A 17,937-nucleotide genomic window follows, 5' to 3' on the forward strand; every position below is an offset into this window, starting at 1 on the left:
CTTACGAAAATGTCTGTGCACATTCACATAAACAGGCCCAACTGTTTGATATACTAACAACATCTGATTTAAATAAAACATTATCAAACAATCATTATAAACATCACATTTAAAAGTAATATAAAAATATTATATAAGGTCATATTTTATTATAAACGTCAATTGCTAATTAATTTGACAATTAATTAACCATATTTAAAAAATATTATCATCAATGATATTTATTGTTTATTTGGCATTGGACATCGTATGACCCGTTTTATTTTTGTGAATGGTATAATCGCAGTTGCCAGTCTGTTTATGGCTTCTGAAAATGCTTCCGCAGCAGACGTTACATGCACAACAACATTGTATTTTTGCAGTTACGGTCCAGATGATGTCATTACCGTCACCACCACAGAAACTGCAGGCTATGCTCCGCTGCAAGGGTTTGGTGTTTATTTAAATAATTCAACTGCCAAACTAAACGATATTACAATCATCACCTCCGGCAATACTTCGGACGCTATTCGCACCAACGCCGAAAACAGCATGTTTCGGGCTAGCCGCCTGACAATTAAAACCTCTGGCAAAACCGCTGATGGTATTAACCTCTCTTCAAATGGTAATATTGATGGTGACACCCTCGCCTATGTGAAAAATTTTGCTGATATTGAAGTCAACAGCGGCATCGGTGTGCGTGCAAATAATTTTCAAAATGCGAATGCCAATACCGTGATAATTTTGCCTGACGGCACACGTGTCCGGCAGACCGGTACCGGCACAGCAACCAACTGGAGTGAAGGAAACGGCTATGCCGTTTATGCCGGCAACCGTGACCGGGATACCAATGGCCTTGGCCGTCTGGATATTCTTTTAGGTAAAAACAATAATACACTCGGTAATGCCTATGTTTTTATTGGTGCGAATGCTGATATTGCCAGTTCAATGACCAACGGACACGCTGTTTACGCCAATAAAGGTGGCCTTGTTCAGCTTGGCGACGGCGCAAAAGTCAGCACGACCGGCAACAATGCCTATGCCTTATACGCATCGCGCGAACAGCAGGGCAGCCATACAGACAATGTACGGCAAGGGTATATTTACCTAGGCGGCGGCGCTACATTGCGCGCCGAAAACAGCCCGATTGTTATACGTGCAAGCGGTGAAGGCTCAATCATTGCCAATAAGGTGATCGACACTCCGGTTATCGCGGATACTCACGAGCGTAATGATCGTATTCAGGGACTGGATAAAACCGCAACCCACGACACATCCGGCGTTTTTGACGTTATTGGCATCATGGATGCAATTGATGGCGGCACGATTGCACTGAATATGTCTGCAGGCAGTCAGTTTTTAGGCTCGACCAATGCCCATCCGGAAATAACACAGGCTTCCAATATTCTTCTGAATATTGACGGTGCGGGCAGCCAATGGAATATGGATGCGGACTCCAACCTCACCCGTCTCACATTATCCGGTGGCGCTACCCTTACCCCTTATGATAACAGCGGCAATCTGACCAACCGTACGCTAACCGGTGAAGTGCTGAACAAAGGCGGCAATATTGACCTTACAGGCGCGACAGATTTGGTTGGCGATGCTCTGACGATTAAAGGCAAATATACCGGTGCAGACGGCTTTCTGATCCTGAATACCATTCTAAATGATGATAGCGCAGCAACAGACAAGCTGATCATCGACGGTGATACGACCGGAAACACCTTTGTGCGGGTAAAAAATATCGGCGGCACTGGAGCCCAGACAGTCAACGGCATCCGAATTATTGAAGTCACTGGTGCGTCTGATGGCGCATTCAAGCTGAAGGGCGACTATATTCACAAAGGCGATCAGGCTGTTGTCGGCGGTGCTTATGCGTACCGGCTGTTTCACAATGGCTTAGGAGACAATAGTGCCGATGGTAACTGGTATCTGCGCTCTGAACTGAAAGAAAAGAAGCCGCATTATCAGCCGGGCGCACCGGTCTATGAAATCTATCCGCAATTCCTGCTGGGGTTGAACACTTTGCCAACGCTTCAACAGCGTGTGGGCAATCGCTATTGGAGCCATGCCGGCAATCTGATGCTCTCACAAGGCGCAGATACAATCGAGCCTTATGCACCAAACAGCGAGGCTGGCAGCTATATTGAAACCTCTGGTATTTGGGGGCGGGTTGAAGGCTCCTATACCAAGATGCAGCCGCGCACATCGACGTCCGATGCCACCTATGACTACAGCGCCTATAAAATGCAGGCCGGCATTGACGGCATGTTGCATGAAGGTAAAACAGGCAAGCTGATCGGTGGCATTACCGTGCATTATACCCATGGTGTTGCCAGCGTCTGGTCGCCTTACGATTCCGATCTTGGTCGCGGACGCATCAGTTCAGACGGCTACGGTTTTGGCGGTACGCTGACCTGGTACGGCGATGACGGTCTGTATCTGGATAATCAGGCGCAAGCCACATGGCATAAAAGCGATCTCAGCTATCAGGGCGGAGACTCTGTCCTCAAAGAGGGTAATCATGCCTTTGTCTATGCTCTCTCAACGGAACTGGGTAAGCGCTTTTCACTGAATGACCATTGGTCTTTAACCCCGCAAGCACAACTGAATTACACTGTGGCTGATTTTAACAGCTTCACGGATGTGTTTGGCGCTTCTGTGAGCCGAGAGAGAGCCGCAAGCCTTCGCGGACGTGTTGGTGTCAGTCTGGATTACCAAAACTCATGGCAGAATGCACAAGGCATGATGAACCGTTCTTATGTTTACGGCATTGCCAATCTCTACAATGAGTTTCTGGACGGCACCAAAGTTGATGTCAGCAATGTCAGTTTCTACAACAAAAGCGAGCGCCTCTGGGCAGGTATCGGGCTTGGTGGTTCCTATAACTGGAACGACGATAAATACTCGCTCTATGGTGAAGGGTCAGTCAATTCCAGCCTGAAAAACTTCGGAGACAGCTACGCATATAAAGGCACCATTGGTCTCCGCGTAAAGTGGTAATGACACGTAAACGCGACCTGTTCTTCAGATGCTTTTCTGACTGATGAACAGGCCGCTTTCTTTTTCAATCTTTAAGGCACCATTTCCCGCTTGAAAGGTATTGCCAATCGCTTTGCGTAACGTATCAAGCTGAATACGATCGGCCATATCTCCCGGAGAGTAAGATGTGAGCGCCAGAAAGACATCTTCCGGATCAGTCACAACCAAGTACGCCGGATATTGCGTCATCGTCACATTGCCGAACTGATCCTGTAGCATCTTTTGGGCAACATCATATCCGAAGGCAGCGCCTGCCGGATCGTAAGGCGCACTGCCAAAAACAGTTGCCAGCGCATAAAGCTCGCGCATATTGTTGACCCCGTTGGTTGTTACCCCAACAAAACCACCCGGCTTTAATACCCGATACATTTCTGCAAGTGCCGCCTGTGGATCAGGCAGATGATATAGCATGTGCATTGCGATAACAGCGTCAAACGACGCATCGTCAAAAGGTAGATTACCCGCATCGGCTTGTTGTCCGGTGACGGACGCTAATGGTAATGTTCGGCAGCGCTCTGCTGCTTCCTGCATCATTCCTTGTGAAAGATCTGCAAGCGTCAGGTGCAGATCTTGCGGTAAAACCTCGATCGCTTTCGCCCAAAACCAGGCAGGCCCGCAACCAATATCAAGAATGCTGTCTTCAGCTTTAAAGGGCAACTGTCCGATAACCCACGAAAACCAGTCATGCTCAGCAATGGTATATTTGTTATGCAAACGGGCACGTGCAGCGAGTTTCTGACTGTCGCTATATTGCTCAGCATTACTGGATGTGATTGACGACATATTGCACCTTTCCTTGATAAAAACCTGCGCAAATGCATTATTCAGGCTGGCGAAATGGCAATAGCCCTGACAGCTGCGGCAAGATGATCGGCGATATTGATACTCAACCTTTGCTCCCGCCCGTTTCCGCGCAAAATCGAAGCTCCTTCAAGCAATGCCACGATAAGTGCAGCGCGTGGCCGAAGACACAGATCACACTGGTCGTGCGGCACAAGCGGATCGATCAGCATACAAACACGATCAATATAGCCTTGATAGAAGGCAACCAAAGCATCATTCGCGGCGACATCACGGCCTGACAATGCCCACAGCTCCCAAAGCAACTGGCATTCATCACGCTCAATCTGCTTGCGCAATAGAAAATCCACAGCACCGCACAGATCGGCCGGTGCGTCCTGCATCACAATATCCCATTCCTGAAGATGCGTCTCAACGACCGCTGCCAGCATCAGATCAATCGTTTTGAAATAATACTGAACATGGCTAAGCCCGATACCGGCCTCTGTTGCTATCGCACGCATACGGAAACCGTGCGCACCTTCACGGATCAACACCCTTAAAGCAGCCTGTATGATTGCGCTACGCCGATCGTCACCTCTGGGAACCATTTGCCTCTCCTGTTCTGCCATTTCCTAGCAGAATATTACTCTTGTTCAAATGACCAAGTTTCAATATAGGTCAAACGACCAAATTTGGAGTTTTAGAATGACACAACGAAAAATCGTGCTGGCAGGTGGCAGCGGTATAGTGGGGACACAAGTTGCCCAAATGCTCAAACGACGGATGCCGCAAAGTGATCTGATAATCGCAGGTCGAAACATTGAAACAGCTCAGGCGGTTGCATTTGCTGTCGGTGGCACCGCTCTGCGTATAGATGTTAATGCGCCTGTTTTACCGGACACGCTGGATGGCAGTCTTATCGCCGGACTAACAAATGATCCCTCTGACCACCTTTTGAAACTCGCACTCGTGCGAGGCATGCCATATGTGGATATTACACGCTGGACCGAGCGTTTAAAACAAGGACTTGTCACTGCAGCAGGGCATGGAGATTTACAGGCACCCGCAGTTTTTGCCTCCGCATGGATGGCATCACTTGCCGGTTTAATGGTGCGGTACGCATCCCGCGACTTACCTGTTATTGATACGGTTACATTGGATATTCTATTTGCCGTCTCGGATCAGGCCGGCCCCAATTCAGCAGCCTATATGGATCGGCTTTCTGAGCCCTTTTATACATTGCACAATGGTCAATGGACTCGCCGCCTCGGTATGCTGGATGGTCATCTGGTCAGTTTTGAAAATGCCGGAAACCATAAAACTTATCGTTTTGATACACCTGACCAATCAAGCCTGCCGCTCATCACCGGTGCTAAAACAGTTGATGCCCGTATCGGCTTTGATGACCGCAAAGCAACTGTTTTGCTGCATCTTCTTGTACGCAGCGGAATATGGTCGCTCTTGTCACGACCGATGTTCGATAATGTGCGTAAAGCCATATTATTCAATCCCGGAAACGGAGCCGAACATCGTATTAAAATTACAGTCAAAGGACAGGATGCAACGGGCAAACCTGTGACAAAGATACTGGAGATTAACGATCCGTCAGGGCAGACACACCTGACCGCTTTGGGTGCCGTTTTACAAATTGAAAATCTTCTCAGTCCCGCTGCGCCAATTGCCGGAAGCTATCTTGGGGAAGCCCTGCTTGATCCGGCCTATGTGGTTGCCCAGTTGAAGGAGGAAAACGTCAGCGTAACGGAAACATTTGCAGAATAGCGCATGTCCTGCATCAATCGAAATATTGTCGAATATATTAGCTTACGATAAACTCTGGTCGAAACGGCATCAGCGCAGCGAGGAGAACCGCATGAAAACTCCAATGAAGAAAACGGCCGATGTGCGTGCGATTACAATCGCAGTCATGACAATATTTAGCGGAACGCCAGTTTATGCAGCAGACCAGACAACCGTTATTCGCAATGCTGTTATCCATACAATTGCGGAACATGAGCAGAAAGCGGATGCTTTAGCTATAGATGCCAAGGGGATTATTATTGCTGTCGGCAAAGACACTGATGTATTAGCTAAAGCCGGTTCTGCGGCACGCATTGTTGACCTCGGCGGGCAGACAGTTTTGCCCGGCTTTCAGGATAGTCATGTGCATTTGATCGAAGCAGGTATAAATGAAATTCTTTGTGCGTTTGACCAATTTGCAGACCTCAGAGAGATACAAGAAGCTGTGAGAGCTTGTGCTGAGGAGAGTACCGGAGAGTGGATACTCGGCTCGGGTATAAATATGCCGCATCTTCTTGATGAGAGCGATAATCCTGTTGCTTTTCTGGATAAAATCGAGCCGGACAGACCAATCCTGATCCTCGATGATATTGGCCACGGTGCATGGGCAAATAGTAAAGCACTGCAATTGGCAGGCTATGATAAGATCAAAGGTAATCCGGCAGGCGGCATCATTCTGCGCAATGCAAAAACCGGACTGCCTAATGGAATTGTTCTCGAAAATGCGCAACAAAAATTGCGCAATCTTGCTTTTCCTGACACGCCGGAAAATGAGAATTTTGCTTATAAAAGCATGCTGCCCACATTAAAAATCTTTGCTGAAAATGGCATTACGACAGTCAGCGATGCCGGAGGTTTCTGGCCACAGGGACATTTGAAAGCTTGGCAAACGGCTGAGAAAAACGGCACGCTGACCGTGCGTGCCTTCAACGGACTTTATGTTTATCCGGATATGCCCTTTGACACACAACTGCAAAAACTGAGCAGTCTCTACAGCAATGATCCCACGCGGCTTTTGAAGTTCAATCAAGCTAAAATTTATGTTGACGGTATCCTTGAGCAACGTACCGGTGCTGTTTTACAACCCTACCTGAAAGGCAAGGGTATTGATCACGGCTTTGACTCAGGTTTTCTGTATTTCGAGCCGGATGTGCTGACAAAATATGCAATTGCACTTACTAAAATCGGTTACAAATTGCATTTTCATGTCACAGGCGACCGTGGCGCCCGCCTTGCTCTTGATGCCATTGAACAAGCTGACAAAAAAGCTAGTCCTCATCGTCTCACACATCTCTACCTGTTGGATCAGGCAGATTATCCGCGTTTTCGCAAAACCGGAACGACTGCAGATTTTCAACTGGCACCAAGCTCCCTTGACCCGGAATATATTGCCTCCAGCAAGGAATTTATCGGTGAACGCGCCAACCATATGATGCCCGCTGCTAGTCTTGAAAAAAGCGGCGCATTGGTGGTCATGAGCAGTGATTTCGATGCCGATGAACTGTCACCGCTTGTAAAAATTCAGGCCGCACTGGAGCGACCAACCGAAGGGGCTACGGATATACAAACGGCAGTCAAATGGATGACGATCAATCCGGCACGCCTTCTCAATCAGGACGATCGCACAGGTAGTCTCGAACCCGGTAAATATGCCGATCTCGTCGTTTTAGAGCGTGATATTTTTGATATGCCCGTCAATGAAATAGGTGATGTCGCTGTCAAAGCAACCCTTCTGCAAGGGAAACCGGTTTATGATGCAGACGGGATATTTACGAACCAATAAGATTGTTTCTCGTTTTGAGAGAAAAGCCTACTGTGCCAAGCAATCCGCTAAAGGATGAAGAATTGAAATACCGGACTTTCTTTATATTTCTGGCAATTTTTATCGTCGTTGCTGGCAGTTTGAACTGGTTGCTGAATCCTGCACCGCCACTCTATCCCTCCATTGGCGGCGGCGGATATGATCTGTCCAAACCTGTCTATACGCTGCTTCTGCTGATCTTCACTTGCCTATGGTCATTGGTAATGCTGATCAGCGGCTTGATAAGCAAAAAACCAATCATGTCGCGGCAGTATTTCATTCTCGCGGCAATCGGCTTACTCAGCACGATCGCATCCTTCGCCGCGTATCATAACAATCTCACATGACAGCGATTTTTCAAGGAGCAGAGCTTCTCCACCACAGATCACCCAGCGTCAGTTGCGAGAATTTTCACTCTCGCGCTTGATTGAGTTGAGGATTCTTCCTCTTATCAGCCCGCTCACCGGACGGATCAGATACCAGTAAGGTGTAAATTTAAGGCGGCTTGCAAGATCAGGACAGAAAACCCGCGTTTCCGTTTCAAGCTTGGTAATTTTATCCGTTTGAGGTTTCACCGAGAACACCAAAGCAAGCTTGGCCACACCCGCCATATTAAAATCGCGATATGCAGCCCCGTCACTGACGGATATAAGCCCGAAATCCGGCCGCCAAAACCGTCCGATCAGCCCATAGGCCAACGCATCGTCCTGCTGTTCTAAAGCTACAAAATTGTGCAATCCGAACGGTGGTGCAACCTCCGCATGTTTCCCCCGCATCCGCGCACCAATACGCATTGGAAGTTCCCGAAGACCAATCATTTTACGAAAAAACGGATCATCATCAGGCTGGTATGCTGCAGCGGCCTGAAGCACAACAGACGGTTTCGCCATCACCTCACAGGAATGCACTTCTTAGAAACTATATTCCGGAAGGTATTTATCCGTCAGACTCATAACACCACCACTCATTGGCAGAAATAATTTCCACACTTCAAAGGCTTTAAAAGACGTATCTTCTTACGCCACACACGTCGCATAGGGCATACAGATTGGTTTTCCGGTGCGCGGGTCTTCAAAAAAATCAGCCTCAACACCAAAAACATCCCGCATAACCTCTGCACACATAATCTCATTGGCAGTGCCTTGCCGGATGATTTTGCCTTGCCGGATCGCAATAATATAATCAGCAAAACGTGCGGCCTGATTAAGATCATGCAGCACCATAATTATCGTTTTCTGATGATCCGTATTGAGCTTACTTAACAGCTGCATCACATCCAGCTGATGCGCCATATCCAGAAATGTTGTTGGCTCATCCAACAGAATAATCTCACTATCCTGTGCCAGTGCCATCGCGATCCATACCCGCTGTCTTTGCCCGCCGGAAAGCGAACCAAGATCACGCTCCGCCAGTTCTGTCAGGCTGGTCAGCTCCAGAGCATGACGGATTTTTTCTTTATCCTCATCGCTGAGCAGACCAAAGCCTTTTTGCCACGGATAGCGTCCGTAAGCGACCAGATCACGGACACGCAACCCCGCCGGTGCCTCCGGCATTTGCGACAAGACCGCCATTTTCCGTGCGATATATTTTGCCGAAAAGTTCTGAATTTCCTGTCCATCGAGCATAATCGTGCCATCGGAAGGCTGTAAAATACGGGCAAGATTTTTCAGGATCGTGCTTTTTCCGGAACCGTTTGCCCCCACTAAAGCGGTGATTTTCCCTTGCAATAGCTGCAAATTCAACCCGCTGAACACCGGCTTTTCGCCATAGGAAAAACTGATATTTTTGGCTTCCAGTCCCATCATACGACCCTTAACCATCTCATCGTGACGTTTTCATCAGCAGATATAAAAAATACGGCGCGCCGATCATGGCGCAGAAAATACCCGCCGGTATTTCCACTGGTGCTAAAACTGTGCGCCCCAGATTATCGGCAACCAGCACGAGGAGTGCACCGCAAAGAGCGCATGCAGGCAACAGCAAGATATGCCTTGCGCCAACCAGACGACGGCACATATGTGGGGCCAGCAGACCGACAAACCCGATACCACCCGCAACGGCTACACTTGCACCGGTTAAAGCAACAGCAATCACGATCATCAGCAATCGTTGTCTACCGACATGAAGCCCGAGAGCCGTTGCTGCCTCATCCCCAAGCGCCAGAATATCCAGCACTTTCACGCGCAGCATCAGCAGTGGCAGCAAGCAGATAAACCATGGCAGCAACAGGATAATCTCTTTGTAGGTTTTGCCAGAAAGACTGCCGGACAACCAGACAAGCGCCTGATCATAGAGGCTGCGGTCGAGGCTCATCGCCAAAACCAGTGTCACCGCGCTCAGACCGGCATTGATCGCAATACCGGTGAGCAAAATGCGTGCAGGACTGGCAACTCCTTTTTTACGTGCAAGCATATAGATAAGACCGGCAGACAGAGCCGCACCACAAAACGCCGCCACAGGTCGCCATACCCCTGCAAGCATCAAGGTGTTTTGCTGCCCATGTTGCTGGATTGAGAGCAGCAGGATTATCATCAGCCCTGCGCCCGCACTTAAACCCAACAATCCCGGATCAGCCAGATCATTGCGAAACACCGCCTGTAATATTGCGCCTGATACAGCCAGTCCGCAGCCGGTCAAAATGGCCAGCAACAATCTCGGCAACCGGATAGAGAACAGCACTAATTCCTGTTGTGGGGTGCCTTGCTGTGATAGCACAGCATAGAGATCATAAAGCCGTAACGGATAAGAGCCCAATTGCAAACTAATCAAGATAGTCAGCAACAACAATCCGGCTAAAGCAAACAAGGCTGTCGGGGTGCGCATTATCACTTTCATCAGATACCACGCTCATCACGCCATGCCAGCATCAGAAAAAACGGCACGCCAATCAGTGCAGTCATCAAGCCGACCGGTATTTCATATGGCGGATTGATCATACGGGCAGCGAGATCTGCAAAGACCAGCAGGCAAGCACCCAGAATGGCAGAAACCGGCACAATCCAGCGATAATCAAGACCAGTCAAAAACCGGCTGACATGAGGAACAACCAGCCCGACAAATCCAATACCGCCGGCAAGGGCAACACTGCTGCCTGCCAGAATGAGAATAGCCAGACCTGCAAGAATACGGACATGCACAATATTCAAGCCCAGCCCTGTTGCCACGTCCTGCCCCAGACTAAGCAGTGAAACACTGCGTGACAGCAACAAGGCAACAATCAGCCCCCCGCCGATCCACGGCGCTACAAACAACAATTGCTCTTCCTGAACACCTTGCACGCCGCCCGCAGTGTAGAACAATACATCCTGCCCGATTTTATAATAGACAATGATGAAGCTGGTGAATGCACCGAAAAACACTGAGACTGCGGCACCGGCAAGCGTCAGTCTGACCGGCGTTAACCCACCGCGCTGCGCTGAACCCACGAGAAAAACAACGGCAACGCCCATCGCGGCACCGGCAAACGAAAGCCCGATCAGAACCGTAAAGGCAAGCGTCGGGCTAAGTGCCAAGCCCAGCACCAGCATGAGACCGGCACCGGCATTCAGCCCCATCAGAGACGGACTGGCCAAAGGATTACGGGTAATTCCCTGCATCAAAGCCCCCGCTGCACCTAAAGCAGCACCAACGAGCGCCGCAGCCAAGGCACTAGGAATACGAAACTCCCGAAGGATGAGATGATCATTATCCAGACCATCAAAGGCAAAAACAGCTTTTACAATCGTCGAATAGGAAATGTCGGCGGCACCGTAACTGACCGATAGCAACAGCCCTGCCAGCAGCAAAAACATCCCGCTCAAAACTATAGTAAAGCGTCTGACCATCACTCACGGATACCAAATGCCGAGGCAATATCATCAATAATAATGCCAGAGCTGAGGGGGCCGCTGGACTGGTTCCACGGTTCGATATTCACTTTATAAACACGGCCGGACTTCACAGCCGGAAGGTTTTTCCATAACTGGCTTTTTTCTATTGATCCTAGCCGCCCTGTATCTTCAACCATCAGAAAAATCCGGTCAGCATCCATCTGTCCGATCAGTTCGTTAGAAATGGCCTCATAATTCTTATTCAGCGGAACAAGCCGGTGCGGCGTGAGTGCTAATTGCTCATAAAGAACCGGCCCCGAACGACGACCGGCTCCGTAAATCCGGATATCTTTCTGCCGGACACGCAACAACAGAACAGTCTCATCAGAATGCTGTGTCTGAAGTATTTGGCGTAGCTTCGTGACACGCTGCTCATAGGCAGCAATGCGTGTATCAGCCTGCGTTTCACGATCGAGCACGACCGCGAGTGCTTTCAGCCAGTCCCGCCAGTCTTTATCCGGCTCGCGCAACACAATCGTTGGCGCAATAGCGCTCAGCAGCTCATAATTCTGCCCGTGCACCTCGCCGACAGAGAGAATGAGATCGGGTTGAAGCGCTAATATTGCTTCATAATCCGGGCTGCTTTGATCACCGACAGACGGTGTTGCGCGCAAAGCATCTTTAAGCTGTGCTGCTACGCCCTGAGGACGCTCCACCGCACCGACCGGCACTATTCCCAGCGCTATCAGTGCTTCGGTATAGCTATTATGAAGCGTTACAATCCGTGCGGGACGCAGGCACACTTCACTTTGCCCCGCCAGATGCTGCACGATCTGTGTTGCCGCATTACGGCTGATGATTTGAACACGATTATCATCTGTCTGTTCTGTTACCGCTCGCTGTTCATCCTGTGCTTGCGCAGCAACAGGCACTGAAGCCGCGCTCAAAAGCGCGGCCAGCAAACAGAACAACAATGACAGGCGTGTTACCATTTATAACTCCCACGCACATAATAGGAGCTATAGGAAGGCTCTTTGGTATCCGTCAGTCCAGTTACAGCGCCAGTATCATCAAAGGTTGTGCGTTCACGTTTGTCTTTTGTGCGCAACACATTCAGGGCACTGAAGGATACAGAGAAATTTTCTGTAATATCAGTACGCGCACTCAGATCGAGCCGGTTCAAAGCCGAGAAATGCGTGCGGACATTGGATAAGCCATCGTCTTTATTCACTTCCAGAATGTTCTGCGTATAGGCATAAGTGGTATTAAGATTGATACCCAATGTGGTTTTCAAATCCGGCAGATAGTAATCCATCCCGATATTGGAAACAAAATCCGGTGTCTCGCTGAAGCGGCGCTTTTGACCGGTGCGATCATCAGTCAGGCGACTTTTCATTGCTGTGCCATTGGCAAAAACTGTCAGGTTCTCAAGGTTCAGGAAATCCAGCGGTGCGCGTGCTTCAAGCTCAAGACCATAAAGATGACCATTCCCGACATTTTCCGGTGTGCTGACCCAGCGATTATTGGATGCATCCCGCGACAGAGAATTTTCAATTTTATCTTCAAATTTACGTGCATAGAAGTTCGCGGAAACAATGCCTTGACGATCCAGAATGTACCAATCCGCACCCGTATCCACACCCCAGATTTTTTCCGGCGAAGTATAAGGATTACCGCGCGTATCCGGCTTGGCCAAAGTACCGTCTTTGCTGGTCAGCGATGGTGTCAGATCACGCAAATCCGGTCTGCGCAGTGTTCTGGCAACGCCAAGACGCCAGTCCAGATCTTCGCTCAGGCTATATTTATACTGCAGGGACGGATTGTAATCGGTTGCATTGACATCATAATCATTGCCGTCCGCATCTGTCGTTCCCGTACGGCTGTGCTCGATACGCAGGCCCGCAGTCAGCTCATCAGGCCCGAAAACCGAGAACTGATCGCTCAGATAGGCATAATAAATGTCTTCCTTGACATTATAGATACGTACCAGATTAGGCTCAACCTTGCCTTTGCGGAAGCGGGTTTCTTCTTCATCGCGCTTGCTGAAAGAAACACCAAAGCCGCCTTCAACCGCATGACCGCCAAGCTGGCTGTTCCAGACGAAGCCAGGGGCAACGCGCTGGAGAGAGATATCGGCTTCCCTGCGATCGGCCTCAGTCTTTGCCGGTGTTTTCGAGAGGTCATATTTCATGCCCTCGCGCGTTGTATCTTCGCTGCCTTTTTGCAGATCAATAAACAGGCGAGAGCGGGTTTCTTCACTGAAATCATGCGCCCATTCCAGATAACCGGCATAGGTCTCGCGGGTGCGTTTACGCAGCTCATCATTTTGCTCTTTGAGCGTGACCTGATCCGTGTCGAATTTATAAGATGTCTGATCACGCTTCTCATGTGAGCGCGAATAAGTCGGCGTGAAGGTGAGTGTATCCTTCTCCGTCAGATCAAACTCAAAACGGCCGGTTAAAAGCGTATCATCAAAACTACGCTCCTGCTGCTCGGTGGAACCACCGTCTGGCTTTGTGCCGCCTTTACCGAAACTATACTCTGAAGAACTTTCATTAACGCGACGACGCTGATAATCACCGCCAAGGAAGTAACGGAAACCGCCTTCAGACCCCGATGCCCAGCCGGTAATATCGCCTGTCGGACCATTATCGGTCAGATAGCCACCGCCAAGCGACAAACCGGCACCGTTTCTTTCAAACTGGCGTTTGGTGATGATATTCACGGTGCCTGCCGCACCCAGTGATGCCATATTCGACAACGGGCTGCGGATAATCTCAATGCGCTCAATCATCGCCGACGGCAGGCGATCCACTTCAAAATTACGGCTTGAATCACCGTCAATCAGCGGACGACCATCAATCAGAACCTGCGTGTATTCACGGCCAATACCGCGCAACTTGATTTCACGCGAGCGGTTCACACCGGGGAATGTCACGCCAGGCAGACGGCGAATGGCATCACCCGCACTCAGATCATTAAACTGATTAAGCTGCTCACCTTCAATAACAGTCATAGCATTCGGCGCTTGTGCGCGGGCATCAAGTGCATTGACAACAGAACCACGCACCAGATCTTTAATCACAATTTCTTTGAGTTGCAGAACTTCATTCGCTTGCTGCGCAACAGCAGAACTCATCGAGAAACAACCAACCATTGCTGCTGTTGAGAAAAGTAACGCCCGCGATTTTTTCATGACAATTCCACTCAAATTTATATTTGAGTTCTTTTGTCATATTACCGTCACATTCGTCAAGAGACGTTAAACTATTCAACAGTTTCATTTAATTTTGCTTGTCGGACACTAATATTAGCGCACTGCTTATATTTCCTAAGTACTTCTGCTTTTAAGAAAATCTATGAATGCACGCACCTTGGCAGGCACATGGCGCGTACCGGGATAGACGGCATAAATACCCTGCTGCGGAAACCGGTAAGCTGGTAATAAATGTTTTAAAGAACCATTCACAATATCATCTTTGACCAGCCATTCGGGCAGCAAGGCCACACCTGCACCATGCAGAGCAAATCCCCGCAACGCGGAAGAACTGTCCGACGACATGGTTGCCTGCTCATGAACATCAAGGATTTCCGTTGTATTGTGCGGCGTCTCCACACGCCAGATCAGAGGAGCATCCAAACGGCTATGCGCTATCCATGCCATTGACCGGAGGTCCGACAAAATAGCAGGCTCATCAAACCGGCCATTCCGCAGATAATCCGGCGATGCAACCGGAAAAATATCGAAGCTCTCAATCAGTGCAGCGCGATATCCTGAATCGGCAATCTGCCCCAGCCGAATAGCAACATCAAACCGTTCTGCCACCAGATTAGCATGATGAGAAGACGCACTGTGCTGTATTTTCAGTTGCGGATGCAATTGAGAGAAAGCGGCTAAAGCCGGTATAATTTTATAAATTCCGTATTCAGGCGTTGTGGTTATCCGCAAGGTGCCGTTCAGTCCTTGATGCCCGCTCCGCACATCTTCTTCTGCCAGTTCTGCATCCTGCAACAGTTTTTGCCCATGACTATAGAAACGCTGCCCCGCTTCCGTCAGCATGAGCCGGCGGGTTGTACGTGTCAGCAGTGACACGCCGAGATCAGCCTCAAGCTGCTTGATGTTAAAACTGATAACAGCCCGTGTTTGCCCCAACAGATCAGCAGCAGCGGTAAAAGAACCACTGTCAACAACTGTTACAAAGATGCTGATCCGTTGCAGATTGAGCATATTACCCTCAAACAACCCTACTGATTGTCAAAATTATTTTGCCAGTTATTTTGCTATTGTCAGATTTATCAGAAGGATATTGCAGCGTATAGGCCGGATCCGTTGTCAGGAGATCCTATGTCATACCGCGTTAAAACAGCCACAGTTTATCTGCTGGGTTTCTTTCTTGATCTGATCAATTTATTCGTCGCCAATGTTGCCTATCCCGTGATCGGTAAAGACTTGGGCGCCGATGTGAATGAACTGGCATGGGTGGGTACCGGCTATATACTCGGACTTACCCTTATTATCCCCCTCAGCAGCTGGCTATCAAAGCGACTGGGGGCAAAGACTATCCTTATCCTGTCCTTGTCTCTGTTCACGGTGGCGACTGCAGGTGCAGGCACTGCTGGTTCTGTTTATGTCTTGATTGCATGGCGCGTTTTGCAAGGACTCGGCGGGGGACTGCTCATTCCTGTCGGTCAGACTTTAACCTATCAGCAATACCGGCCGGATGAGCGTGCAGGATTAACCTCGCTTATTCTGCTGGTCGCCCTGCTTGCTCCGGCGCTCTCACCGGCTGTTGGCGGTATTATTGTTGATTATCTCGGCTGGCGCTGGATTTTCTTTATTAATCTGCCACTGGCATTACTGACACTCGTGTTTGCACTGTGCTGGCTGAAGGCCGATGAAAAACCGGCAGCTCCCTCTGCACCTTTCGACTTGTATGGTTTTATTACAGGATCTGCCGGACTGATCTTACTGCTGCTGGGACTAGGGCGATTGGGGAGTAGCACAACACTATCTTCCGGAGCGCTGTTTACGATTGCCGGTCTCGCAGCGCTCATCATTTTCACCCGCCTCAGTCTGAAAAACGCACAGCCGGTTTTAAATCTGAAATTAATACGTGACCCGTTGATGCGCATTTCCATGCTGGTCTATTTGCTGATCCCCGGTGTTTTCATCGGTGTGAGTATGATCACCATGCTCTACCTGCAATCTGTCCTTGGCATGCGTGCATCAGATACCGGCTTTCTCATGCTGCCTTGGTCACTGGCTTCATTTCTGGCGATCACGCTAACAGGGAAATTATATAATCGCTGCGGTCCCCGCCCGCTCTTTATCATTGGGTGTATTATGCAAGGGACAGGTATTGCCCTGCTCACACAGGCCGATGCAACGACCTACCCGTTACTCCTTGCAGCTTTTGCTTTTATGGGAATGGGCGGAAGTCTATGCAGCAGCACAGCACAAAGCACGGCCTTTATCCAAACACCACACGATCATCTGGCAGATGCCAGCGCTATCTGGAACATCAATCGTCAACTGGCCTTCGGATTTGGCGTCGCTTTTCTGTCGCTGTTCCTGAACATGATCTTGTCATGGCAAGGCGTGGATAATGTGAACAATTCTGCTCAACACAGCGCCATTATTCACGCGTTTCGTCTTTGCTTTATGTTTGTCGCAGTATCGGCCCTGATACCGCTCATTTTATGCCTGCGCCTGCCGAATAAGCAGATTTTACAAACTTTAAAAAACCGCACCTAACCATACAGGACAAATACGATGCCAAATACCAATATCTACTTTGATCTGATTAAACACACGCATGATCTGATCGAAAACTGGTTTAGCGGATCCGATACCGCCAACACCATTTACGAACAACTCATTGCCGATTTTTCACCGGATTTCACGATGATCACTTTAGGCGGCAAAGAGCTGGATTATGCCAATCTGTGCAGCTTCTTTAAAGCGCAATCCGGTGCAAAACCCGCACTGAAAATCACATTGCATAATATGACAACCATATATGAAAACAATGACAGCGCAGTTATCACCTATCAGGAAACGCAGGAGCAGCCACAAAAACCTCCTCACCGACGTTTCTCAACCGTCATTGTCAGCAAAGACCCGAATGGCAAACCGCTCTGGCGGCACCTGCATGAAACAACGGCTGCGTCATGACTGACAGCATCAGGGGCTGCAAGCAGCCCCTGATGTATCGTTTTGAGTATGAGACCGCAGATCAGAAGCGAAATGTTTTCACTTCATTTCCGCGTTCAATGTTCCGGCTGTCCTGATATCGTGCGGTTCTGTTGCAAAAATTTGATTTGAACAGAGCACGGCTTAACTCTGGATGTAGTTATGCAGCGAGTGCTTGGAATTGTTGTTTGATAGAGAGTGCATTTGCCGCTGAAAAGATGCCTTGTTGTTTGCGCATCATGTGAATGAGTTCAATACCGGCGAGCGTGATATTAGCTGTACTCTCTGATTTGAAACCAAGCATGGAGCGTGTGCGTCGTTTGATGCGACGATGATCCTGCTCAATGGTATTGTTCATATATTTGCTGGAACGAATGGCAATAGGTTTGCCAGCCTGTCTGAGCCGGCTCTCTCCATCACATTGTAGAATAGCAATCCTGTTGGTCTCGCTTCCATCGATGGTAATGCGCACTGGCCTGCCGTGGCGGGCCAGTGCCTTGCGTATAAAGCGTTTAGCAGCTGTCAGATCA

General features: G+C 49.1%; 16 protein-coding genes. 6 read left to right on the forward strand and 10 right to left on the reverse strand.

What is annotated here, in order from left to right; genetic code table 11:
* The first annotated feature begins 249 nt into the window (after positions 1-249).
* On the forward strand, positions 250-2,985 hold the full coding sequence (locus tag QUF18_RS16445) for an autotransporter family protein (RefSeq protein ID WP_289388361.1): 2,736 nt from the start codon (positions 250-252) through the stop codon (positions 2,983-2,985).
* Between the two features lie 24 nt (positions 2,986-3,009).
* On the opposite strand, the gene QUF18_RS16450 is transcribed toward QUF18_RS16445, so the two are convergent.
* Together QUF18_RS16450 and QUF18_RS16455 are read right to left on the reverse strand one after the other, a co-directional pair.
* Entirely contained in the window at positions 3,010-3,807 is a 798-nt protein-coding gene (locus QUF18_RS16450) for a class I SAM-dependent methyltransferase (RefSeq protein ID WP_289388362.1), read from the reverse strand.
* A gap of 41 nt (positions 3,808-3,848) precedes the next feature.
* On the reverse strand, positions 3,849-4,415 hold the full coding sequence (locus tag QUF18_RS16455; RefSeq protein WP_289388364.1) for a TetR/AcrR family transcriptional regulator: 567 nt from the start codon (positions 4,413-4,415) through the stop codon (positions 3,849-3,851).
* A gap of 97 nt (positions 4,416-4,512) precedes the next feature.
* Between QUF18_RS16455 and QUF18_RS16460 the strand changes: the two genes are divergently transcribed.
* The 3 genes from QUF18_RS16460 (at position 4,513) to QUF18_RS16470 (ending at position 7,752) form a co-directional block, all read left to right on the forward strand.
* Entirely contained in the window at positions 4,513-5,586 is a 1,074-nt protein-coding gene (locus tag QUF18_RS16460; protein WP_289388365.1) for a saccharopine dehydrogenase family protein, read from the forward strand.
* A 91-nt stretch (positions 5,587-5,677) separates the two neighbouring features.
* Positions 5,678-7,387: an amidohydrolase gene (locus QUF18_RS16465; RefSeq protein WP_289388366.1), complete on the forward strand. Its 1,710-nt coding sequence runs from the start codon at positions 5,678-5,680 to the stop codon at positions 7,385-7,387.
* A gap of 62 nt (positions 7,388-7,449) precedes the next feature.
* Positions 7,450-7,752 carry a hypothetical protein gene (locus tag QUF18_RS16470; RefSeq protein WP_289388367.1) on the forward strand — a complete coding sequence of 101 codons (303 nt, stop codon included), beginning with the start codon at positions 7,450-7,452 and terminating at the stop codon, positions 7,750-7,752.
* Positions 7,753-7,800: 48 nt separating this feature from the next.
* Here the strand turns inward: QUF18_RS16470 and QUF18_RS16475 are convergent, their stop codons facing one another.
* From QUF18_RS16475 to QUF18_RS16505, 7 genes are all read right to left on the reverse strand, one after another.
* A complete protein-coding gene (locus QUF18_RS16475; RefSeq protein ID WP_289388368.1) occupies positions 7,801-8,295 on the reverse strand; it encodes a hypothetical protein in 495 nt (164 codons plus the stop codon).
* A gap of 126 nt (positions 8,296-8,421) precedes the next feature.
* Positions 8,422-9,225, reverse strand: a complete 804-nt coding sequence (locus tag QUF18_RS16480) for an ABC transporter ATP-binding protein (protein WP_289388369.1) — start codon at positions 9,223-9,225, stop codon at positions 8,422-8,424.
* A 1-nt stretch (position 9,226) separates the two neighbouring features.
* Positions 9,227-10,228 carry a FecCD family ABC transporter permease gene (locus QUF18_RS16485; protein WP_289388370.1) on the reverse strand — a complete coding sequence of 334 codons (1,002 nt, stop codon included), beginning with the start codon at positions 10,226-10,228 and terminating at the stop codon, positions 9,227-9,229.
* Positions 10,229-10,239: 11 nt separating this feature from the next.
* A complete protein-coding gene (locus QUF18_RS16490; RefSeq protein WP_289388382.1) occupies positions 10,240-11,229 on the reverse strand; it encodes a FecCD family ABC transporter permease in 990 nt (329 codons plus the stop codon).
* Positions 11,229-12,206, reverse strand: a complete 978-nt coding sequence (locus tag QUF18_RS16495) for an ABC transporter substrate-binding protein (protein WP_289388371.1) — start codon at positions 12,204-12,206, stop codon at positions 11,229-11,231. The genes QUF18_RS16490 and QUF18_RS16495 overlap by 1 nt, the downstream gene beginning before the upstream one ends.
* Positions 12,200-14,410, reverse strand: a complete 2,211-nt coding sequence (locus QUF18_RS16500; RefSeq protein WP_289388372.1) for a TonB-dependent receptor plug domain-containing protein — start codon at positions 14,408-14,410, stop codon at positions 12,200-12,202. Before QUF18_RS16500 ends, QUF18_RS16495 begins: the two co-directional genes overlap by 7 nt.
* A gap of 135 nt (positions 14,411-14,545) precedes the next feature.
* Positions 14,546-15,442 (reverse strand): LysR family transcriptional regulator, encoded by an 897-nt coding sequence (locus tag QUF18_RS16505; protein ID WP_289388373.1) that lies wholly within the window; start codon positions 15,440-15,442, stop codon positions 14,546-14,548.
* A gap of 117 nt (positions 15,443-15,559) precedes the next feature.
* Between QUF18_RS16505 and QUF18_RS16510 the strand changes: the two genes are divergently transcribed.
* Together QUF18_RS16510 and QUF18_RS16515 are read left to right on the forward strand one after the other, a co-directional pair.
* Positions 15,560-16,969 carry an MFS transporter gene (locus QUF18_RS16510; protein WP_289388374.1) on the forward strand — a complete coding sequence of 470 codons (1,410 nt, stop codon included), beginning with the start codon at positions 15,560-15,562 and terminating at the stop codon, positions 16,967-16,969.
* Between the two features lie 18 nt (positions 16,970-16,987).
* Entirely contained in the window at positions 16,988-17,389 is a 402-nt protein-coding gene (locus QUF18_RS16515) for a DUF4440 domain-containing protein (protein ID WP_289388375.1), read from the forward strand.
* Between the two features lie 178 nt (positions 17,390-17,567).
* Here the strand turns inward: QUF18_RS16515 and QUF18_RS16520 are convergent.
* Positions 17,568-17,937 (reverse strand): DDE-type integrase/transposase/recombinase (locus QUF18_RS16520; protein WP_289388376.1); only part of this gene is annotated, 370 nt, incomplete at its 5' end.

The sequence above is a fragment of the Pseudochrobactrum kiredjianiae genome, from assembly GCF_030362795.1.
GTDB lineage: Bacteria > Pseudomonadota > Alphaproteobacteria > Rhizobiales > Rhizobiaceae > Pseudochrobactrum > Pseudochrobactrum kiredjianiae.

What these genes read in the sequence shown, in the direction of transcription:
- QUF18_RS16475 (WP_289388368.1), bottom strand. Translation starts at nt 8,295, where the DNA reads ATGGCGAAACCGTCTGTTGTGCTTCAGGCCGCTGCAGCATACCAGCCT.
- QUF18_RS16490 (WP_289388382.1), bottom strand. Translation starts at nt 11,229, where the DNA reads ATGGTCAGACGCTTTACTATAGTTTTGAGCGGGATGTTTTTGCTGCTG.
- QUF18_RS16495 (WP_289388371.1), bottom strand. Translation starts at nt 12,206, where the DNA reads ATGGTAACACGCCTGTCATTGTTGTTCTGTTTGCTGGCCGCGCTTTTG.
- QUF18_RS16485 (WP_289388370.1), bottom strand. Translation starts at nt 10,228, where the DNA reads ATGCGCACCCCGACAGCCTTGTTTGCTTTAGCCGGATTGTTGTTGCTG.
- QUF18_RS16515 (WP_289388375.1), top strand. Translation starts at nt 16,988, where the DNA reads ATGCCAAATACCAATATCTACTTTGATCTGATTAAACACACGCATGAT.
- QUF18_RS16450 (WP_289388362.1), bottom strand. Translation starts at nt 3,807, where the DNA reads ATGTCGTCAATCACATCCAGTAATGCTGAGCAATATAGCGACAGTCAG.
- QUF18_RS16505 (WP_289388373.1), bottom strand. Translation starts at nt 15,442, where the DNA reads ATGCTCAATCTGCAACGGATCAGCATCTTTGTAACAGTTGTTGACAGT.
- QUF18_RS16465 (WP_289388366.1), top strand. Translation starts at nt 5,678, where the DNA reads ATGAAAACTCCAATGAAGAAAACGGCCGATGTGCGTGCGATTACAATC.
- QUF18_RS16480 (WP_289388369.1), bottom strand. Translation starts at nt 9,225, where the DNA reads ATGGTTAAGGGTCGTATGATGGGACTGGAAGCCAAAAATATCAGTTTT.
- QUF18_RS16455 (WP_289388364.1), bottom strand. Translation starts at nt 4,415, where the DNA reads ATGGTTCCCAGAGGTGACGATCGGCGTAGCGCAATCATACAGGCTGCT.
- QUF18_RS16445 (WP_289388361.1), top strand. Translation starts at nt 250, where the DNA reads ATGACCCGTTTTATTTTTGTGAATGGTATAATCGCAGTTGCCAGTCTG.
- QUF18_RS16460 (WP_289388365.1), top strand. Translation starts at nt 4,513, where the DNA reads ATGACACAACGAAAAATCGTGCTGGCAGGTGGCAGCGGTATAGTGGGG.
- QUF18_RS16500 (WP_289388372.1), bottom strand. Translation starts at nt 14,410, where the DNA reads ATGAAAAAATCGCGGGCGTTACTTTTCTCAACAGCAGCAATGGTTGGT.
- QUF18_RS16510 (WP_289388374.1), top strand. Translation starts at nt 15,560, where the DNA reads ATGTCATACCGCGTTAAAACAGCCACAGTTTATCTGCTGGGTTTCTTT.